Annotated in this window: 13 protein-coding genes and 1 pseudogene; 5 read left to right on the forward strand and 9 right to left on the reverse strand. The window is 69.8% G+C overall.

Features of this window, described 5'->3' with window-relative positions; genetic code table 11:
* Positions 1 to 53 precede the first annotated feature (53 nt).
* The 3 genes from AB0L65_RS53295 to AB0L65_RS53305 all read right to left on the reverse strand — a co-directional run bounded on the left by AB0L65_RS53295 (position 54) and on the right by AB0L65_RS53305 (position 5,572).
* Positions 54 to 2,939: an AAA family ATPase gene (locus AB0L65_RS53295; protein WP_364263479.1), complete on the reverse strand. Its 2,886-nt coding sequence runs from the start codon at positions 2,937 to 2,939 to the stop codon at positions 54 to 56.
* 51 nt (positions 2,940 to 2,990) lie between these two features.
* On the reverse strand, positions 2,991 to 3,125 hold the full coding sequence (locus AB0L65_RS53300) for a hypothetical protein (RefSeq protein ID WP_364263482.1): 135 nt from the start codon (positions 3,123 to 3,125) through the stop codon (positions 2,991 to 2,993).
* A gap of 158 nt (positions 3,126 to 3,283) precedes the next feature.
* Positions 3,284 to 5,572: a helix-turn-helix domain-containing protein gene (locus AB0L65_RS53305; protein ID WP_364263485.1), complete on the reverse strand. Its 2,289-nt coding sequence runs from the start codon at positions 5,570 to 5,572 to the stop codon at positions 3,284 to 3,286.
* Positions 5,573 to 5,719: 147 nt separating this feature from the next.
* Here AB0L65_RS53305 and AB0L65_RS53310 point away from each other — a divergent pair, with 147 nt between their 5' ends.
* The 4 genes and pseudogenes from AB0L65_RS53310 (at position 5,720) to AB0L65_RS53325 (ending at position 8,639) form a co-directional block, all read left to right on the forward strand.
* On the forward strand, positions 5,720 to 6,769 hold the full coding sequence (locus AB0L65_RS53310; protein ID WP_364263488.1) for an alpha/beta hydrolase: 1,050 nt from the start codon (positions 5,720 to 5,722) through the stop codon (positions 6,767 to 6,769).
* A gap of 21 nt (positions 6,770 to 6,790) precedes the next feature.
* Positions 6,791 to 6,937 carry a hypothetical protein gene (locus AB0L65_RS53315; RefSeq protein WP_364263614.1) on the forward strand — a complete coding sequence of 49 codons (147 nt, stop codon included), beginning with the start codon at positions 6,791 to 6,793 and terminating at the stop codon, positions 6,935 to 6,937.
* Positions 6,938 to 6,987: 50 nt separating this feature from the next.
* Positions 6,988 to 7,485 (forward strand): annotated as a pseudogene (locus AB0L65_RS53320) (alpha/beta hydrolase); the annotation flags it as partial.
* 98 nt (positions 7,486 to 7,583) lie between these two features.
* The gene (locus AB0L65_RS53325; protein ID WP_364263491.1) at positions 7,584 to 8,639 is read left to right on the forward strand and encodes an MBL fold metallo-hydrolase; all 1,056 of its coding nucleotides are present in this window, start codon (positions 7,584 to 7,586) and stop codon (positions 8,637 to 8,639) included.
* Positions 8,640 to 8,666: 27 nt separating this feature from the next.
* Here AB0L65_RS53325 and AB0L65_RS53330 read toward each other — a convergent pair whose 3' ends face one another.
* Positions 8,667 to 9,500: an AraC family transcriptional regulator gene (locus tag AB0L65_RS53330; protein WP_364263494.1), complete on the reverse strand. Its 834-nt coding sequence runs from the start codon at positions 9,498 to 9,500 to the stop codon at positions 8,667 to 8,669.
* 80 nt (positions 9,501 to 9,580) lie between these two features.
* Between AB0L65_RS53330 and AB0L65_RS53335 the strand changes: the two genes are divergently transcribed.
* On the forward strand, positions 9,581 to 10,399 hold the full coding sequence (locus AB0L65_RS53335) for a phytanoyl-CoA dioxygenase family protein (protein ID WP_364263497.1): 819 nt from the start codon (positions 9,581 to 9,583) through the stop codon (positions 10,397 to 10,399).
* 36 nt (positions 10,400 to 10,435) lie between these two features.
* Here the strand turns inward: AB0L65_RS53335 and AB0L65_RS53340 are convergent, their stop codons facing one another.
* The 5 genes from AB0L65_RS53340 to AB0L65_RS53360 form a co-directional block, all read right to left on the reverse strand.
* On the reverse strand, positions 10,436 to 11,260 hold the full coding sequence (locus AB0L65_RS53340) for a carbohydrate ABC transporter permease (protein WP_363964505.1): 825 nt from the start codon (positions 11,258 to 11,260) through the stop codon (positions 10,436 to 10,438).
* Positions 11,257 to 12,237 carry a sugar ABC transporter permease gene (locus AB0L65_RS53345; protein WP_364263500.1) on the reverse strand — a complete coding sequence of 327 codons (981 nt, stop codon included), beginning with the start codon at positions 12,235 to 12,237 and terminating at the stop codon, positions 11,257 to 11,259. Before AB0L65_RS53345 ends, AB0L65_RS53340 begins: the two co-directional genes overlap by 4 nt.
* 4 nt (positions 12,238 to 12,241) lie before the next feature.
* On the reverse strand, positions 12,242 to 13,702 hold the full coding sequence (locus tag AB0L65_RS53350) for an extracellular solute-binding protein (protein ID WP_364263503.1): 1,461 nt from the start codon (positions 13,700 to 13,702) through the stop codon (positions 12,242 to 12,244).
* A gap of 51 nt (positions 13,703 to 13,753) precedes the next feature.
* On the reverse strand, positions 13,754 to 15,565 hold the full coding sequence (locus tag AB0L65_RS53355) for an endo-1,4-beta-xylanase (protein WP_364263506.1): 1,812 nt from the start codon (positions 15,563 to 15,565) through the stop codon (positions 13,754 to 13,756).
* Positions 15,566 to 15,676: 111 nt separating this feature from the next.
* The gene (locus AB0L65_RS53360) at positions 15,677 to 16,717 is read right to left on the reverse strand and encodes a LacI family DNA-binding transcriptional regulator (RefSeq protein ID WP_364263509.1); all 1,041 of its coding nucleotides are present in this window, start codon (positions 16,715 to 16,717) and stop codon (positions 15,677 to 15,679) included.
* Positions 16,718 to 16,881 lie beyond the last annotated feature (164 nt).

A 16,881-nucleotide genomic window follows, 5' to 3' on the forward strand; every position in this document is an offset into this window, starting at 1 on the left:
GTAGAAAGCCTCTTGCGCGCCTCGCGAGCGTCACATGACTGCGTCACCGAGCGTCACACGCGCAGGGCCGTGCTCAACGCCGAGTGCAACGCCGATCGCGAGGTGACCCCCAGTTTGGGGAAGATCCTGTAGAGGTGGGAGCTGACGGTTCGATGAGACAGATAGAGCTTCTCGCCGATCTCCCGGTTCGTCAGGCCGTCGGCCGCCATCTGGGCGATCTGGAGTTCCTGCGCGGTCAGCACGTCGCGCGCTTCACTGCTGCGCCCGCGGCTGCTCTCGCCGGAGGCCCGCAACTCCTGGCGCGCTCGCTCGCTCCAGGGGATCACCCCCAAGGCGTCGAACGTCTCGCGAGCCGTACGCAAGGGCGCCCGCGACTCGGCCGTACGCCGCTGGCGCCGCAGCCATTCACCGTACGCCAGCTGCACCCGAGCCCGTACGAAGGGCCATCGCCGCAGGTCGGCCCCGAGCGCGGCATCGAAGAAGGGCTCTGCCGCCGCCTCATCGGCCAGGACGGCCCGGGCGTAGCGCAGGTCGGCGTGCAAGGACGGCGACGGCGTGGTGAGCGCCACCGCCTCCAGTTCCTCGATGATGCCGGCCACCGCGCGACCTTGACCGCTGTGCGCCGCGGCATCTGCGAGTTCGGCCAGGGAAAAGCAGCGCAGCGCCAGGTGGAAGGCCGGATCGGCGGGGTCGTGCATCCGTCGCAGATGGTCGAAGGCGTCGGCGTAACGTCCCTCGCCCAGTGCGGCGAGTCCACGCGCGAGCTGCACCGTGGCCAGCACGGGGCGGGCTCCGACGGGCAGGGCCACCTGCTCGGCCGCCATCGCGAGGCTCTCCACGCGATCCTGCTCGCCGCGCAGCGCGGCGAGCACCGCGCCCGAGGCCTGAGCGATGGCGTGCATCAGCGGCTGGGACGTCTCGTGCGCCAGACGGGCGGCCTCCTCGGCGGCGGGGATGGCCACGCTCAGGTCGGCCAGCCGGGCCGCGCTCCACGCCTGTGCCCCGAGGTCTCGTGTCAGGAGGCTGAGCCTGCCCTGCGCGCGCAGGGCCGGTAGCGACGCGGCGCAGAACTCCTCCGACAGGTCGAACGCCCCCACCATCAACGCCGAACTGCCGAGCAGGCGGGCCGCCGGCCGCCCGCCGGTCGGGTGGGCGGCCAGATGGCGTAATCGCTCGATCACGACCTTGCCACGCTCGATCGGAGCCGCGAACGCCAGGACCGTCAGCAGTCGTCCGTCCAGATCGTCGACGGGCAGGCCCTCGGCCACGGTGACGACGCGTTGCCGCGACCGCTCGTCAGCATGAGCCCAGAAACATCGCAGGGACGCACTGGACAGGAGTTTCAGCGCGAGATCGACGTCCCCCTGCGCCGCCATCGTCTCGGCGAGATCGGCCAGAGAGTGCGCTGCCGCGCTGTCGTCACGGATGCCGTCCTGGAAGCTCTCGCGGATCCACACGATACGGGCCTGCTGCTGGGCCGACAGCTGCGGCTGCTCGTCTTCGCCCAGCAGCCGCATGACGATGTCGCGCCGTCCCATCTCAGCCGCGTACTCGGCGGCTCGCACCAGCCGTTCACACCGGTGAGCGGGATTCTCGCTGAGCCTGACCGCGTGCTCCAGGGCCGCGACGGCCGACAACAGGTCGCCCCGACGTCGCACGCTCTTGGCCGTGGTCTCCAGCTCGGCGGCGATGCTCTCATCCGGCCTGGGGGTGGATGCCGCGCGGTGCCAGAGGCGACGGTCCGGCCGGCCGGTGAGGACGTCGGCCAAGGCGGCGTGCGCCGCGTGCCTCTGGGAGATGCTCGCCCCCTGGTAGATCGCCGAGCGCATGAGCGGGTGCCGGAACGAGACCGAGGCTTCGTGCACGTCGATCAGCCGTACGGTGACGGCGGGAGCCAGATCTTCTGCCGTGACCGGTGCACCGGTGATCAGCGCAGTGGCGTCGAGGGTCTCGGAAAGGGCGGTGCTGTCGTTGAGCGCGGCCACCAGCAGCATGGTCCGAAGGGTCGACGGCAACCCCGACATGCGGGCGGTGAAGGTCTGTTCCAGCCGGGTGGTCAGCGGGAGCCACCCCGGCGGCAGGGGCCCTTTCCCGTCCCGCGTGCCCGCGGCGATCGGCAGCTCGACGAGGGCCAAGGGGTTTCCCGCAGCCTCCCGCAGCACCCGTGTGCGCACCGCCGGCGCCAGGGTGGGGCTGCCGGAGTCCAGCAAGGCGGTCGCGGCGGTGTCATCGAGCCGATCGAGGAGCAACTCCGGCAGCCCCGCCCCGTCAAGGGGACTCTGGAAACCGTCGCGTATCGCGGCCAGCAGCACGATCGGTTCGGAGTCCAGCCGCCGCGCGACGAACGCGAGCACGTCGGCGCTCGCGCGGTCCAGCCAGTGAGCGTCCTCGACAAGGAGCAGGACGGGCGAGCGGGCGGCGGCCTCGCCCAGGAGGTTCAGCGCCGCCAGGGCGATGAGGAACGGGTCCGGCACCCGGGTGTCGGTCAACCCGAACGCCGCTCCCAGCGCGTCGCGCTGCGGGGCGGGCAGTTCCCTGATCTCGGTACGAAGCGGGAGCAGCATCTGATGCAGACCGGCGAAGGGCATGTGCGTCTCTGATTCCACACCGGCCGTCCGCAAGATCCGCATGCCACGCGCGGCCGCGACCGCCGCCGTGTCCAGCAACAGGGCCGACTTCCCGATCCCCGCCTCGCCGCGCACCAGCATCGCCCCGCCGCTCTTGCGGACGCCCTCCACGAAATCGCCGAGACGCCGCTGTTCGGGCTCCCGACCGAAAAGTGCTATTCCTGGATGGTTTGCTGGCATATAAAGCCATGGTCGCGTGCGCTCGGGGTCCCGTCCAGCGAACGTGGTTTCCGGGTAGGAGCGGACCGGTGTGGCGGCGATGAGGGTGCCGCCGGGGACGAGCACCATGCCTTCGTCGGGAACGCGGGTCATGAGGATTCCGGCCTTTCACTGATGCGCTCAGGTCTGCGGGTGCGTGTGTCGTCAGGCGGCGGTCTCGCGGCCGAGGTCGGCGACCGCGGCGGGCCGGGGGACGTGGACGGCGTGGCTGCCGACGACCTCGACGACCTTCGCTGTGGCGCGTTCGGCCATCATGCGCTGAGCCGGCGGCGGGATCATCCGGTCCTCGGTCGCGACGAGATACCAGCTGGGCTTGTGGTCAAGGTCGCTCCTGAGCTGGACGGACAGGCCCGGCGCCTGGCCTGCTGCTCTCCATCCAAGGCGCGGGCACGCGGCCCGGCCACGCAGAACAGGACGCAGAAGTAGCGCGGAAACCGTCAGGCGTTCGCCAGGTCGCGGCAGCGGCTGCTCGCCTTGGCGTCGCCGATGGCCTCGTACACCTCGGCCGCCCGCGCATAGGCGTGGCGGCTCTCGCCGGTCCGGTCCTCCTCGGCCAGCAAGGCCGCCAGCGTCTCCAGGGAGCGGGCCTGCGGGACGGCCAACTGGACCTGCTCCATGAGGCCGATCGCCTCGGTGAGCTTGATGATCGCCTCTGCCCGATCGCCGAGCAGTCCCAGGCACTCGCCGACGCGGGCCAGCGCGATCGGCCGGATGGTCGCCGCGACGCTCGGTGTCGTCCTCGACCGGTCGTCGTTCAGCAGGGCCAACAAGTCGAGGTACCGCTCCAGCGCCTCGGTGTAGTGTCCGGCGTCGCGAAGGCAGGTGCCGAGGGCGCCGAGAGAGTGGCAGTACCGATCGAGGTCGCCGTTGATCTTGTAGATCTCCGCCGCCCGGGTTTCCGCCGCGATGGCCTCATCGAGCCGCCCGAGCCGTCGGAGCGCACCCCCCGCATGGTGGTGGGCCAAGGCGATCTGCGTCGTGGCACCACTGCGGGTGGCCAGGTCCATCGCCTGGGCTGTGTACCGCAGTGTGGTCTCCGGGTCGTCTCGCGGCAGCAGATGGGCCCAGGCCAGCATGTTCAGCTGCACGGCCTGCCGGGCCGGATCGCCCAGGGCGGCGGCGGCCTCGGCACCGAGGGTGAAGACCTCGTGCCAGTGCGGCGCGTGCATCCACCGGTCGGAGAACCAGTCCATCGACTCGGCGCAGTCGAGGACGGCGGCGAACCGGCCGATGCTCGCCCCGTGGCGTAACGCGCCCAGCCAGTTGTCCGCATTCACGCGCAGCCAGTGGTCGGCCTCCTCCGGGGAGGACAGCTCAGTGGCATCGGGGTCAGCCTGGTCAGGATCGCCGTACCCGGGCTCGAACCACCGCCCGGCGGTCGTGGCCGTCCGCAGCAGCCACGACGTCATCGCCACGGTGAACGCGTCGCGCTCGGCCGCGGGTTCCTCCTGCTGAAGCCGGTCGCGGGCGAACAGCCGGACCAGGTCGTGGAAGCGGTAGCGTCCCGACGCGTTGTCCTGCAGCAGGCCGAGGTCGACGAGTTCGTCGAGGGCGTTCCATGCCTCCTCGATCGACGTGCCGCCCGCCACGGCGGCCAGAGTGGCGTCGAAGTCGCGGCCCGGCACCAGGGCGAGTCGGCGGAAGAGCCGTCGCGTCGCGTTGGCCAGCTGCTCGTAGGACAACCCGAACGCGGTGGCGATCTTGAGATCGCCGGCGCTGAGCTGGTCCAGGCGGCGCTCCTCGTCCGTCAGCCGGGCGGCGAGGTCGGCGGCGTTCCACCCGGGCCGGCTGACCAGCCGATTTCCGGCGATCCGGAGTGCGAGGGGCAGACCGCCGCACAGCTGCGCGAGCTGCCAGACGGCCGATCCTTCGTCCGAGGCGCCGCGGTCTTTCAGGATTCCGGTCAGCAGCTCGGTGGCTTCCGGCGGAGGCAAGGGCCCGAGGCCGAGTCTGCGCACTCCTTCCAGACCGGCCAGCAGGCGGCGACTGGTCACCAGGGCCTTGCCCGCGCCGCCGCCCGGCAGCAGCGGCCGGACCTGCTCCTCGGCGGCGGCATTGTCGAGCACGATCAGCACGCGCTGGTCACGCAGCAGGGACCGGTACAGGGACGCTCGCCCGGCGACGTCACCCGGGATCTGCTGATCCGCAATGCCGAGTGCGCGAAGCAGCATGCCCAAGGCGTCGTCGACGGGCAGGGGCTGCGGAGACATGCCGAACAGGTCGAGGAAGAACACCCCGTCGGGGAAGTCCGGCCGCAGGGCATGGGCGGCGCGGACGGCCAACGTGGTCTTGCCCAGCCCGGCAGAACCGGTGATGAGCCCCACACCCGCGGCGCCCGGCGCGTTCCCGGCGCGTAAGAGCTCGCTGGTCCAGGCCAGTCCCGCGGCTCGACCGGTGAAGTCGTCGACGGAGCGCGGCAGCTCGCACAGCCCGGTCGGGCGGGCCCAGCGATCGCGCAGGCGGCCCTCGCGCGCCAGCTCGACGAGCTGTCTGCGGTCGGCGTCTGCCAGGCCGAGGGCGTCGGCCAGCGCGCTGACGGTCCGATGCTGGGGTCCCTTGCTGCGTCCGCGTTCCATGTCCGACAGCGTCCGGGCGCTGACCCCCGAGGCCTCGGCGAGCTGCTCCAGCGTCAGACGTGCCGCGTGCCGATGGCGACGCAGCACCTCCGCGAAGCTGGGTGCGGTGATCGAGTGCTCCTTCGCCGCGATCTGGTGGAGACCACCCAAAATCTTACGGGGAAGACCCGGGACAGCGGCCTTGGCCGCCGCTTCGTTCACCTTCGGCCTGGAACAGGACCCGCGGTCACGTAGCGCTCGGTGACGCAGTCAGGTGACGCTCGCGCGGCGAGCGAGCCGATTTCTACGGTTTGCCCCATGAACGCCCAGCGCTCCAGCGCTCTCCCTCTCACACTTGACCCGAAGATCCGCGGCCGAGGAGTCATCCCGATCGCGGTGGTCGGCATGCTCGCCTGCCTCGCCCCTGCCGCCTCCGCTCAGGCCACACCGGTGTCCACCACAGCCATCGCCTCCGAGACGCCGTCGAAGATCGGCAATCAGCCGCGCATTCCGGCGGGTTTCCGCGAGCAGAGAGTTCAGGTCGGCGACGTCGCGATCAACTACGTGCGCGGTGGACAGGGGCCGACACTGGTCCTGCTGCACGGGTACCCGCAGACCTGGTACACCTGGCGCGAAGTCCTGCCCGAACTCGCCAAGCACTACACGGTCATCGCGCCGGATCTACGCGGCGCAGGCAAGAGCGACGCGCCCGCCAGCGGCTACGACAAGAAGACCCTCGCCGCCGACCTGCGCGGGTTGTTGACCACGCTCGGTCTCCAGCGGGACATCAGGCTCGTGGGGCACGACATCGGCACGATGGTCGCCTACGCCTACGCCGCCGCCCACCCCGGCGACGTCACCAAGCTGGTCCTCAGCGAGGCACCCATCCCCGACAAGAGCCTCTACACCTTCCCCTCCCTCACCGCGAAGGGGCCGGGCTCCTGGAACTTCGGCTACTTCAGCCTCACCAACGGCCTGCCCGAGCGCATGGTGAACGGCAGGGAGGAGCAGTGGGTGGAGCGCTTCGTCGACTCCCTCGAAGTCAAGAAGAACGGCGTCAGCGACGAACAGGTCCGCGAGTACGCCCGCCACCTGCGCGATGACGCTCACCTGCGCGCGAGTTTCGAATGGTTCCGCGCCTTCCCCGAGGACGTCGCCGACAACCGCGCATACGGCGCGAAGAAGCTCACCATGCCCGTGCTCGCCATCGGCGCCCGCGGCAGCCTCGGTGACTTCGTCCCCACCCAGGTCCGCAAGTACGCCAGACATGTGACCGGGACCATCATCGAGGACTCCGGTCACTGGATCTTCGAGGAACAGCCCGAACGGCTCACCCGCATACTCCTGCGCTTCCTCAAGAAGGACTAAGACCGAATCAGGAGCACCCACATGAACAGCATCGAGGAGTGGTTCGCCGCCAACAGCTCGCCCATCTCCGACGTGAACGACGTGCCGGCCTCCTTCGACGTCGAAGCCATCGTCGCCTCGGCCCAGGCGTACCGCCTGCGCGTGGCGGGTCCTCCGCCGCCGGCTTAGCGCACCACGCCGCTCCGCGCCCCGGCCCTGCCCGACGGGCGGAGAAAGGCTCAGCGCCTCGCTTGACAACGTCACCCCCACCAAGGAGATCCGCCATGTCCCCACAGACCTCTCCGCGCTCCCGGCCGGGAATCCGGACCCTGCTGCCCGTGACGCTGGCCGTCCTGGCCATCCTGGTCACGGCTCTCTCCTCGCCGGCCGCCGCCTCCACCGCGGCGAGCCGGGCCAAACCCACCGTGGTGCTGGTCCACGCCGCCTTCGCCGCCGACCTGCCCGCCCGCGACACCGCGCTGATGGCCGCCACCCAGCGCCCGGCCGCCCTGGCCGCGCTCGGCTCCCCGAGCGGACCGCCCGCCTGGAAGACCATCCCCTCCTGGTACCTGGTCGCCGGTGCCGACCAGGCCATCCCACCCGCGGCCCAGCGGTTCATGGCCCAGCGCGCCGGCGCGCACACCAGCGAAGTCAGGGAAGCCTCACACGTGATCATGATCTCCCGACCTGACGCCACCACCGCTCTCATCACAGCGGCAGCCCGCACCGCCGGCTGATCCCACATGACACCAATCCGCCCGGAACCGCGACAGGCGCGATCCCCGGCGCCTGTCGCGGCTCCGGCCCTGGCCACTTCCGAATGGAGACAACCCCCATGGTCCACTCGAGTAGGAGAGCCTTCCTCACCCAAGCGACCGCCGCATCGGCGCTGCCCCTGGCCGCCGGCCTGCTCGGGGCCGGCGACGCGCCGGCATCCGGCGCCCTCCCCGACTACGCGCCCATCCCCGAGGCGTCAAAGGGCCCGGCGCTCAACGACAAGGGCTACTTCGTCGGCCGGATCGACGGCGACCTGTACTGGGTCACCGACGGCTCCTACCAGGCCATGTTCCTGACCACGAGCCAGGGCGTCGTCCTCGTGGACGCGCCACCCACCATCGGGCACAACCTGCTGCGCGCCATCGAGGAGGTCACCCGGGCCAACGGCCGCCCCAGGAAGGTGACCCACCTCGTCTACTCCCACTCGCACGCCGACCACATCGGAGCCGCCTCGATCCTCGGCAAGGACGTCATCCGCATCGGACATACCGAGACCGCGAGACTCCTGCGCCGGGACGCGGACCCGAACCGGCCGGCGCCCACACTCACCTTCGACGACCACCACGTCCTGCGCGTGGGCGGCGAGAGTCTCGAACTGGCCTACCACGGCCCCAACCACTCACCCGACAACATCTTCGTCTACGCCCCCAAGCAGGAGACCCTGATGGTGGTCGACGTGCTCTATCCCGGCTGGGTGCCGTTCAAGAACCTCGCCGTCTCCCAGGACATCCCAGGCTGGCTGCGGGCCCACGACATCGCCATGAGATATCCGTGGCGCACCCTCGTCGGCGGCCGCCTCGGCCGCCTCGGCACCCGCGCCGACGGCCACCTGCAACAGCGATACCTGGCCGACCTGCAGGCCGGCGTCCGTGACACGGTCGCCGGCCTCGATCCCACGCCGTTCTTCGACAAGTACGGTTCAGCAGGCAACGCGTGGGCCATCTTCGACGGCTACCTGAACGCGGTCGCCCAGCAGGCCGCCGCCCCGGTCATCGCCAGATACCTCGGCACGCTGGCCGCCGCCGACGTGTTCACCGAGGACAACGCCTTCGGCCTGCTGGAGTTCATGCGCATCGACACCGGCCTGCTCGGCCCCTTCGGTATCCACCCCTGACCGGCCCGCGCGGCCGTGGTCCCGTTGTCAGGTCCGCCAGAGCGCCCGGTACTCGCGTGGCGACATGCCCCTCAGCTCCCGGAAGCGGCGGTTGAAGTTGGACAGGTTGGCGAAGCCGCAGTCGGCGGAGATGCCGGAGACGGTGCGGTCGGTCTCCCTCAGCAACCGGCAGGCGGCGTTGACCCGCAGCATGGTGAGGTAGCCGGTGATCGTGGCGCCGGTGGTGCGGCGGAAGAACCGGCTGGCCGAGGCCGGGGCCAGGTGGGCGGCGCGGGCGACGGCTTCGAGCGTGACCGGCCCGGCGTACTCCTCGTTGAGCAGCCGGACGATCGCGTCGATGCGGTCGCGCGTGGCCCCGTTGAGGGAGGGGACGTACCGGTCGCCGGCCAGCGGGCGCATGTCGGCGCGACGCGCCAGCCGGACGAGCGCGTCGATCAGCGCAAGGGTCCGCTCGGGCGGCGGCATCGCGTCGAGCTCGCCGAGGTCCACGGCGTACGGGGGAAAGCTCAGCCCCCGCGCCGAGCGTTCGAGCAGCGTGGTCACGTCGGCGAACTCGGGGCGGTCGAAGAAGTCCCGTCCCAGGAAGTCCCGGCGGAACTGGGCGACGACCGCCTCGTGGCTGCCGTGACCGGGCACCGACTGGTACGTGTGCGGCAGCTGAGGGCCGATCAGGGTCAGGTCGCCGGGACCGTACTCCTCGACGCAGTCGCCCACGAACCGGGTGCCGGTGCCGCGGGTGATCAGGGTCAGTTCGTATTCGCGGTGGAAGTGCCAGGCGAAGCGGAAGTGCGTGGCCTGGCGGACGTGCAGCGTCCAAGAGAGCTGGGAGGTGGCCTCGATGTGCTCGTAGAACGCGCGCATAGTGCTCCGTCGTCATGAAAGTATCGGAATCGGTCATCCGTCTCGTGGCTCGAACACCAGGGTGCGACGAGGCTGGTCGCATGACGATCACACCCCACGATCTCGAGTCCCGGTACGACCTCGACGCCGCCGCGCGGCGGCATTTCGACGACAACGGCTTCGTGAAACTGCCCGGCGTGCTGGACGCCGGGACGATCGCGGCGTACGAACCCGAGATCACCGCGAAGGTCATCGACCTGAACACCCAGCACCTCCCCCTCGCCGAACGCGACACGTACGGCAAGGCGTTCCTCCAGGTCACCAACCTGTGGCGGCACAGCGACCTCGTCCGCGAGTTCGCCTTCTCCCCGCGCCTGGCCCGCATCGCGGCCGAGCTGCTCGGCGTGGACGGCGTCCGGCTCTATCACGACCAGGCGCTGTACAAGGAGCCGGGCGGCGGGCTCACCCCGTGGCACGCCGACCAGTACTACTGGCCGCTGGCCGGCGACCGGACCGTGACGGTCTGGATCCCCCTGCAGGAGACGCCGGCCGAGATGGGGCCGCTGGCCTTCGCCGCCGGCAGCCACCGCTTCGAATACGGCCGTGACCTGCCCATCAGCGACGAGTCCGAGCGGGAGCTGCAGCGGGCGCTGGCCGAGCGGAACTTTCCGTCGGTCGAGACGCCGTACCGGCTCGGCGAGGTGAGCTACCACCTCGGGTGGACGTTCCACCACGCCGCGCCGAACCGCTCGGACCTCCCGCGCCGGGTCATGACCGTGATCTACATGGACGCCGACATCACGGTCTCCCGGCCGGTCAACGACAACCAGTGGCACGACCTGCGTGCGTGGTTGCCCGGAGCCGAGGTGGGAGCCGTCCCGGACACCCTGCTCAATCCTGTTCTGCACCGGAGAGGGTGACCGGCTCCCCGGGGATGGGACACGGAAACCCTTCTGTCACTGCTTGACGGCGCCGGCGAGTCCGTTCACGAAGAACCGCTGCAGCACCAGGAAGATCGCGATGATGGGAGCGAGCGTGATGACGGAGCCGGCGCACAGCAGCGTCCAGTCGGTGGAGTTCTCGCCGATGAAGGCGTACATCCCGACACCCAGGGTGCGCAGCTCGGGACGGGCGAGGGTGAACACGAGCGGGATGAAGAAGCTGTTCCACGCCGAGATGGCGGTGAACAGGCCGACCGTGGCCAGCATCGGACCCGACAACGGGAGCATGATCCGCCAGAAGACCTGGTGGAAGCCGGCCCCGTCCACCCGGGCGGCGTCCTCCAGCGAGTGGTCGATGGCCCGGAAGTAGCCCATGAACAGGAAGGTGCCGAAGACGATCCCGCCCGCGGACTGCACGATGATGATCGACCAGAGGCTGTTGAGCAGGCCGAGCGCGTCCATGATGTCGAAGATCGGGATGATGGTGTAGCCGTGGGGCAGGAACACCGTCCCCGCGACCACGACCAGGACGAGCCCCTTGCCGGGGAACTCGGTGCGGGCCAGCGTGTAGCCGGCCATGGCGGTGACGAGCAGGGTGATGACCACCGTGGCGACGGTGATGGTGAGGGTGTTGAGGAAGTACTGGCCGAAGGACGCCCCCTGCCAGGCCTGCCCGTAGTTGGCCCACAGCGGCGTCCCGGGCAACGGGTTCAGGCCGCGGCCGAAGAACTCGTCGGTGCTCTTCAGCGAGCTGCCCAGCGTCCACAGGAACGGGTACAGCCAGGCGATCCCGCCGAGGAGCAGGAACGCGTGCGTCAGCCACGGCGCGCGCCGGGTCATGCGCGACCTCCCCTGCGCCTGACCAGCACCCGCAGGAAGAGGGCCTGGGCCACGGCGAAGACGATGAGCAGCATCCCGTAGAAGAACGACGCCGCCGAGGCCAGGCCGACGTCCCGCTCGACGCCGGTGCCGCCGAACCCGCCGAACGCCAGGTGGTAGACGTAGGTGTTCACGACCTCGGTGGCGAAGTACGGCCCGCCGTTGGTGAGCACCTGCACGAGGTCGAAGACCTGGAACGAGCCGATGACCGACAGCAGGACGATGACGACCCCCACCGACCTGAGCATGGGGACGGTGATGTAGCGGAAGCTCGCGAGGGCGCCCGCGCCGTCGAGCCGCGCCGCCTCGTACAGCTCGTCGGGGATCGTCTGCAGACCGGCCAGGAAATAGACGAGGTTGTAGCCCAGCGTGTGCCAGATCCCGACCCCGATGATGATGATCATCGCGAAACTCGGGTCGCCGAGCCAGTCCACGTACTCGTCCGTGAGGCCGATCGACATCAGCACGTCGTTGACCACGTCGCCGAAATTGGAGAAGAGCAGCTGGACGACCACGCCGACGACCGCGGCCGACGTCACCACCGGAAGGAAGAAGAGCGTCCGGTACAGAGTCCTCCCGCGCAGCCGGCGGTTGTTCAGCACGAGGGCGAGCGCGAGCGCGAGAACGAGCTGGACGGGCACCACGAGCAGCACGTAGAAGAACGTGTTGCGCAGGGCTCCCCAGAAGATGGAGTCCGTCATCACCCGGGCGAAGTTGGCGAGCCCGACGAAGTCGCCGGGCTCGCCGATCCCGTCCCACCGGTAGAAGGTGTAGCCGAGCGACGCGATGATCGGATAGATCACGAACGCCAGCAGCAGCACCAGCATCGGCAGGACGTACAGGTAGGACCAGCGCGCCGCGGCGATCCGCCGCCGCAGGCGGGACGCCCTGCCCGCGATCAGCGCGCGGGGCCGGCCGACCAGTTGGATGTCCGTCATCAGCTCATCCGCGCTTGGTGGTGTACGGCTTGGCGATGTCCCAGTCGGCGAACACGTAGTCGTCCATGCTGACCTTGAGTCCCTGCCCGCGGGCCTTCGACACGGCCTCGCCCAGGGCGCCGTTGAGGCGGTCCTCGAGTTCCTTGAGCGCCTTGGGCGTGTCCTTGAGCTGGCCGGTGTAGATGCCGGCCGCGACGTCCGGGAGGTCCGGCTGGACCGGCGCCACCTCCACCTTGGCGATCTCCGGGTTGCGGATGGCGGGCACCGGGCCGACGAGGGCCGTGTTCGCCATGGCCACGTACTGCTTGAAGGTCGGCGAGGTCACCCCCGCCGGGTCGTTGTTCTCGGGGTAGACCGACAGGCCGTAGCCGCCCTGCACCCAGCGCTTGCCGGCGGCGGGGCTGTAGAACCAGTCGAGCCAGGCCCACGCCTGGTCGGGGTTCCTGGCCTTGGCCGAGAGGCCCATCAGGTAGCTGCCCGGGGCCCCGTAGAAGAAGCCCTGCGGGGTGCCGGTCGGCGACGGGAGCGTCATGAGGCTGTAGTCCTTGAAACCGGCCTCCTCCCAGGGCGCCTGGTTCCACACGCCGCCGACGATCATGCCGAACCGGCCCTTCGAGAAGAACGCCCTGGCCTGCTCGTCCGAGATGCTCATCGAGTTCGGGTAGATGAAGCCGCGGCTCTTCCAGTCGAGGAGAAGGGCGAGGAAGTCGGCGTAGTTGCGGTCGGTCCCGTACGTCCATCTGCCGGTGCGGTAGTCGACCGACTGGGTGCCCCCGGGCGACCCGGCGCCGCGGCAGAACAGCTCGATCAGCCACGGCAGGGCCCCCTTCTGCGCGTTGCCGAAGCCGAGCCCGAAGACCTTGCCGCCGCTCTTGCTCGTGATCGCCTCGGCGGCGCGGGTGATGTCGTCCCACGTCTTCGGGATGAGCACCGACCCGTCGGGGTTGGTCAGGCCGGCCTCCTTGAAGACCCCGTTGTGGATGTAGAGCTGCAGTGCCGGCGCCAGGCCGCTGAAGGGCGCGGAGTAGACCTTGCCGCCGAAGATGTTGACGCCCTCGACGAAACTGTTGGCGGGGAACCTCGACCGCCACTCGGGGGTGGCCCACTTGTCCAGGGGCATCAGCCAGCCCTCGCCGACGTGCGTCTCCAGTTTCGGCTTGGTGGGCAGCAAGAGGACGTCGGGGGCGGTGCCGCTGCGGAAGGCCAGCGCCACGAGGTCAAGGTACTTGTCGGTGACCTGGGTGGTCTTCTTGATCGTGGTCTTGCCGTTGGCCTGCTGGAAGAGCTTGACCTCGTTGTCCACCCACGGCGCCTGGCTGACGTACCAGTCCCAGTACGCCAGCGTGGTGCCCTGCGCCGGGGCGGCGTTCTGCCGGGAGTCGCCGCAGCCGGCGAGGAACGCGGCGCCGCCGGTGGCGACGGCGGCCCCCAGGAGTTGCCGGCGGCTGAGCTGAATGGCTGACATGGACTTTCCTTTCGATGAGCCGACTCGATGTGCTGACTCGATGTGCTGACGTCAGCCGACGACCACTGTGATCGCCTTGCCGGCGATGGTCGGCATCGAGACGGCGACCTCCTTGGTGACGCCGCCGGCCGTGACCTTGACGGTGTAGTCGCCGAGGAAGCCCCGCACCGTGGTCGATCCGGTCGCCCCGGTCGTGGCCGTCGCCCTCGTCCACCACTTGCCGTAGATGAGGTCGCGCCAGGCCACGGCGTTCGGCTTGGGCGTGTAGTCGGTCCGGAACAGGGCCCGCTTGGGATCCCAGGTGTCGCCCTCCCAGAACCCGAACGTGCTGACCCCGGTGACCTGCGGCATGCTGAACATCACGGTGAGGAAGTCACGCGTGTAGTCGGCCTGGAGCTGCTCGTCGGTGGTGCCCACGTCGAACTCGGTGATCGCGACGGGCAGGCCGATCCCGCCGAACTTGTTGATCAGTGTGATCAGGTCCTGCGGCGAGGTGAGCTGCTCACCGGCGAAGTGCCCCTGGATGCCGATCCCGCCGATGGGTGCCCCGCCGTCCTTCAGCGAGCGGGCCAGGGCGGCGAACCGGTCCTGGTGGCGGACCTCCCAGCCGTTGTCCTCGATGATGTCGTAGTCGTTGAGGTAGAGCCTGGGGCCCGCGTCGGCCTGCCGGGTCAGCCGGAACCAGCGGTCGATCTCGCCGTCGCCGAGCACGTTCTGCACGTCATGGTTGGCGTACGGCTCGTTGACCACGTCCCACTCGTCGATCTTGCCGGCGAGCGTGCTCGCCTCGTCGGTGATGTGGGTGTCGATCCTGTTCCGCAGCGCGGCCGGGTCGTTGCGCAGGCCGCAGACGTCGGCGGGCATGTTGCCGCACGAGGGCCAGATCAGGGTGTGCCCGCGGACGAACAGGCCGTTGTCGCGTCCCCACTGGAGCGCGGGCAGCGTGTACGTGTTCCGCTCGGTCAGGTTCTCCCAGTGGTTCCACTTGAGGTTGTTGCCGAGCGTGAACTGGTTGAAGTTGGCCAGCAGCGTGTCGCGGTACTTCTGCCCCGCGGTGTTCTGGGTCATCAGCCGCACACCGTCCGCGGCCGAGCCGAACTTGAAGGCGTGCCTGGTCATCTCCGCCTGAACGGTGGCGCCTGGGACGAGATGGCCCTGGGAGTCGACGACCTTGACGTAGATGTTGCCCTTGCGGTCGCGTTCGATCCGGTCAGCGGCGGCGGCCCGCCAGGACGCGGCCGCGTCGCGACCGGCGTAGGTGGCCTGCGGCCAACCGGCCGGGGTCCCCGGTCCGTACCGCAGCACCGACACGCCCGCGATCTGCAGCACCTGCGGCCCGTACCCGAGCCAGAAGTTGACGCGGACCTGCCCGGCCGCGTAGTCGGCGGCCATCCGGAACGGCAGCTGGAAGCGCTGCCACACGGCCCCGAACTTCATCGCCGCCTGGGTGGACTTGCTGTAGCTCCCGCCGTTCTGCTCGAACACGAAGTGGGCCAGGCCGGATCCGGACGGGGTCGGCGTGACCGACCGCGCCCAGAAGGTGGCCAGCATCGCCTCACCCTTGACCGTGGGCTGCGCGGACGGGACGCCCACGCCGAAGGAGTACTCGCCGTCCAGGCCGGACGAGCTCGGCTGCCCGGTCACCGTGACCTGCAGCGCCTGGTCGAAGTCCGGCTGCCCTTGAACGGTGACTATCTTCGTCTGGGGTGCGGGATTACCCGTGAACTGGGTGAACGATTCGAGGATGTCGGCCGGCATGACCTCGGTCGGTGCGGCGGCGGTCGCGGGCGCCGCCGGTCCCATCAGCGCCGCGAGCAGCACTCCGGGGATCACGTACGCCAGCGCCTTGGTGAAGCGACCCATGAGGGGGCCTTTCTTTCGACGGGCAGGGGGGATCACGACCGGTGCCGCCAGGGCGCCGGTCTTCGCTTCGTCGATGTGAAAGTGGAGGTGAGAGTCGAGGTGAGATGCGTGTCAGGCGGGAGCGGGGCCCGTGCTGTCCCGGACGACGAGAGTGGTCGGCAGCTGGATGCGGGTGGGCGGTGGCGGGTCTTCCCCGGACCCGGACCCGGGCTCGGACTCGGGGGAGACGATGGCGAGCAGCATCCGGGCCGCCTGCTGGCCCATCGCCTCGAACGGCTGGCCGACCGTGGTGAGGGCGGGCTTGACGTGCGCCGACGACGGTATGTCGTCGAATCCGACCACGGACAGGTCCTCGGGCACCCGCAGACCGCGGTCGGCGGCGGCCTCCATGGCGGCGTAGGCCGTGACGTCGTTGTGCGCGAACACCGCCGTCGGCCGGTCGGCGCGATCCAGCAGCTCGCGCACCAGCTCGCGGGCCCGCGGCGGCTCGAACGCGCTCTGCGCGGTGAGCGAGGCGTCGATCGGGACTCCGGCCTCGGCCAGCGCGTCCTCGTAGCCGCGCTGCCGGTCCTGGCAGCACGGGTACGTCATCGGCCCGGCCAGCGACGCGATCCGCCGGTGACCGAGGTCCAGCAGGTGGCGCACCGCGCCGCGGGCGCCCTCGTAGTTGTCGGCCTCGACCGACGGCAGGTCGAAGTGGGAGCCGAGGGTGTTGATGAGGACCACGGGCACGCCCTGCCCGTGCAGGTCGAGCAGGGGTTTCATGGGCTGGTCCTGGTTGATCACCAGGACCCCGGCCGACAACCCCGAGGCGAGCATGCGGTCGATGACCGGCCCGTAGTCGCGGTCGTTGGTGCTCGTGTAGAGGATGATCTCGTACGGCGTGCGCTCGATGACGGAGGCGACCCCGAAGTTCAGCGGGGCCACCATCCGCCACGTCAGCCCGGGCACGATCATGCCGATGAACGGCGGCCGCCCCTTCGCCAGCGCGCTCGCGGTGGCGCTGGGCACGTAGTTGTGGCGGGTGATGACCGCCAGCACGCGCCGCCGGGTGGCCGGGTCGACCCGCGGGCTGTTGTTGATCACCAGCGACACCGTGGATTTCGATACGCCGGCCAGCCGTGCTATATCGCGGATCGTGATTTTCTCCATGCCCGTTCCCCAGCTGCTTCCGGCCTTTTGTCAAACCGGTCCAACACCATTTCCTGGGACGGTAGCGCTGGACCGGTTCGATAGCAATACTTCGACGAAAAACAGGAGTAACTCGCCCGTAACTCTTGCGACGAATACGTGCCGATGGCGTGCCGGCCCGGCGG

The organism is Nonomuraea sp. NPDC052116 (assembly GCF_040680035.1).
Taxonomy (GTDB): domain Bacteria; phylum Actinomycetota; class Actinomycetes; order Streptosporangiales; family Streptosporangiaceae; genus Nonomuraea; species Nonomuraea angiospora_A.

Bases quoted from the DNA above. Each gene is read 5' to 3' on its own strand.
- AB0L65_RS53325 (WP_364263491.1), top strand. From the start codon at position 7,584: ATGGTCCACTCGAGTAGGAGAGCCTTCCTCACCCAAGCGACCGCCGCA.
- AB0L65_RS53330 (WP_364263494.1), bottom strand. From the start codon at position 9,500: ATGCGCGCGTTCTACGAGCACATCGAGGCCACCTCCCAGCTCTCTTGG.
- AB0L65_RS53310 (WP_364263488.1), top strand. From the start codon at position 5,720: ATGAACGCCCAGCGCTCCAGCGCTCTCCCTCTCACACTTGACCCGAAG.
- AB0L65_RS53315 (WP_364263614.1), top strand. From the start codon at position 6,791: ATGAACAGCATCGAGGAGTGGTTCGCCGCCAACAGCTCGCCCATCTCC.
- AB0L65_RS53355 (WP_364263506.1), bottom strand. From the start codon at position 15,565: ATGGGTCGCTTCACCAAGGCGCTGGCGTACGTGATCCCCGGAGTGCTG.
- AB0L65_RS53340 (WP_363964505.1), bottom strand. From the start codon at position 11,260: ATGACCCGGCGCGCGCCGTGGCTGACGCACGCGTTCCTGCTCCTCGGC.
- AB0L65_RS53360 (WP_364263509.1), bottom strand. From the start codon at position 16,717: ATGGAGAAAATCACGATCCGCGATATAGCACGGCTGGCCGGCGTATCG.
- AB0L65_RS53350 (WP_364263503.1), bottom strand. From the start codon at position 13,702: ATGTCAGCCATTCAGCTCAGCCGCCGGCAACTCCTGGGGGCCGCCGTC.
- AB0L65_RS53335 (WP_364263497.1), top strand. From the start codon at position 9,581: ATGACGATCACACCCCACGATCTCGAGTCCCGGTACGACCTCGACGCC.
- AB0L65_RS53345 (WP_364263500.1), bottom strand. From the start codon at position 12,237: ATGACGGACATCCAACTGGTCGGCCGGCCCCGCGCGCTGATCGCGGGC.
- AB0L65_RS53295 (WP_364263479.1), bottom strand. From the start codon at position 2,939: ATGACCCGCGTTCCCGACGAAGGCATGGTGCTCGTCCCCGGCGGCACC.
- AB0L65_RS53300 (WP_364263482.1), bottom strand. From the start codon at position 3,125: ATGATCCCGCCGCCGGCTCAGCGCATGATGGCCGAACGCGCCACAGCG.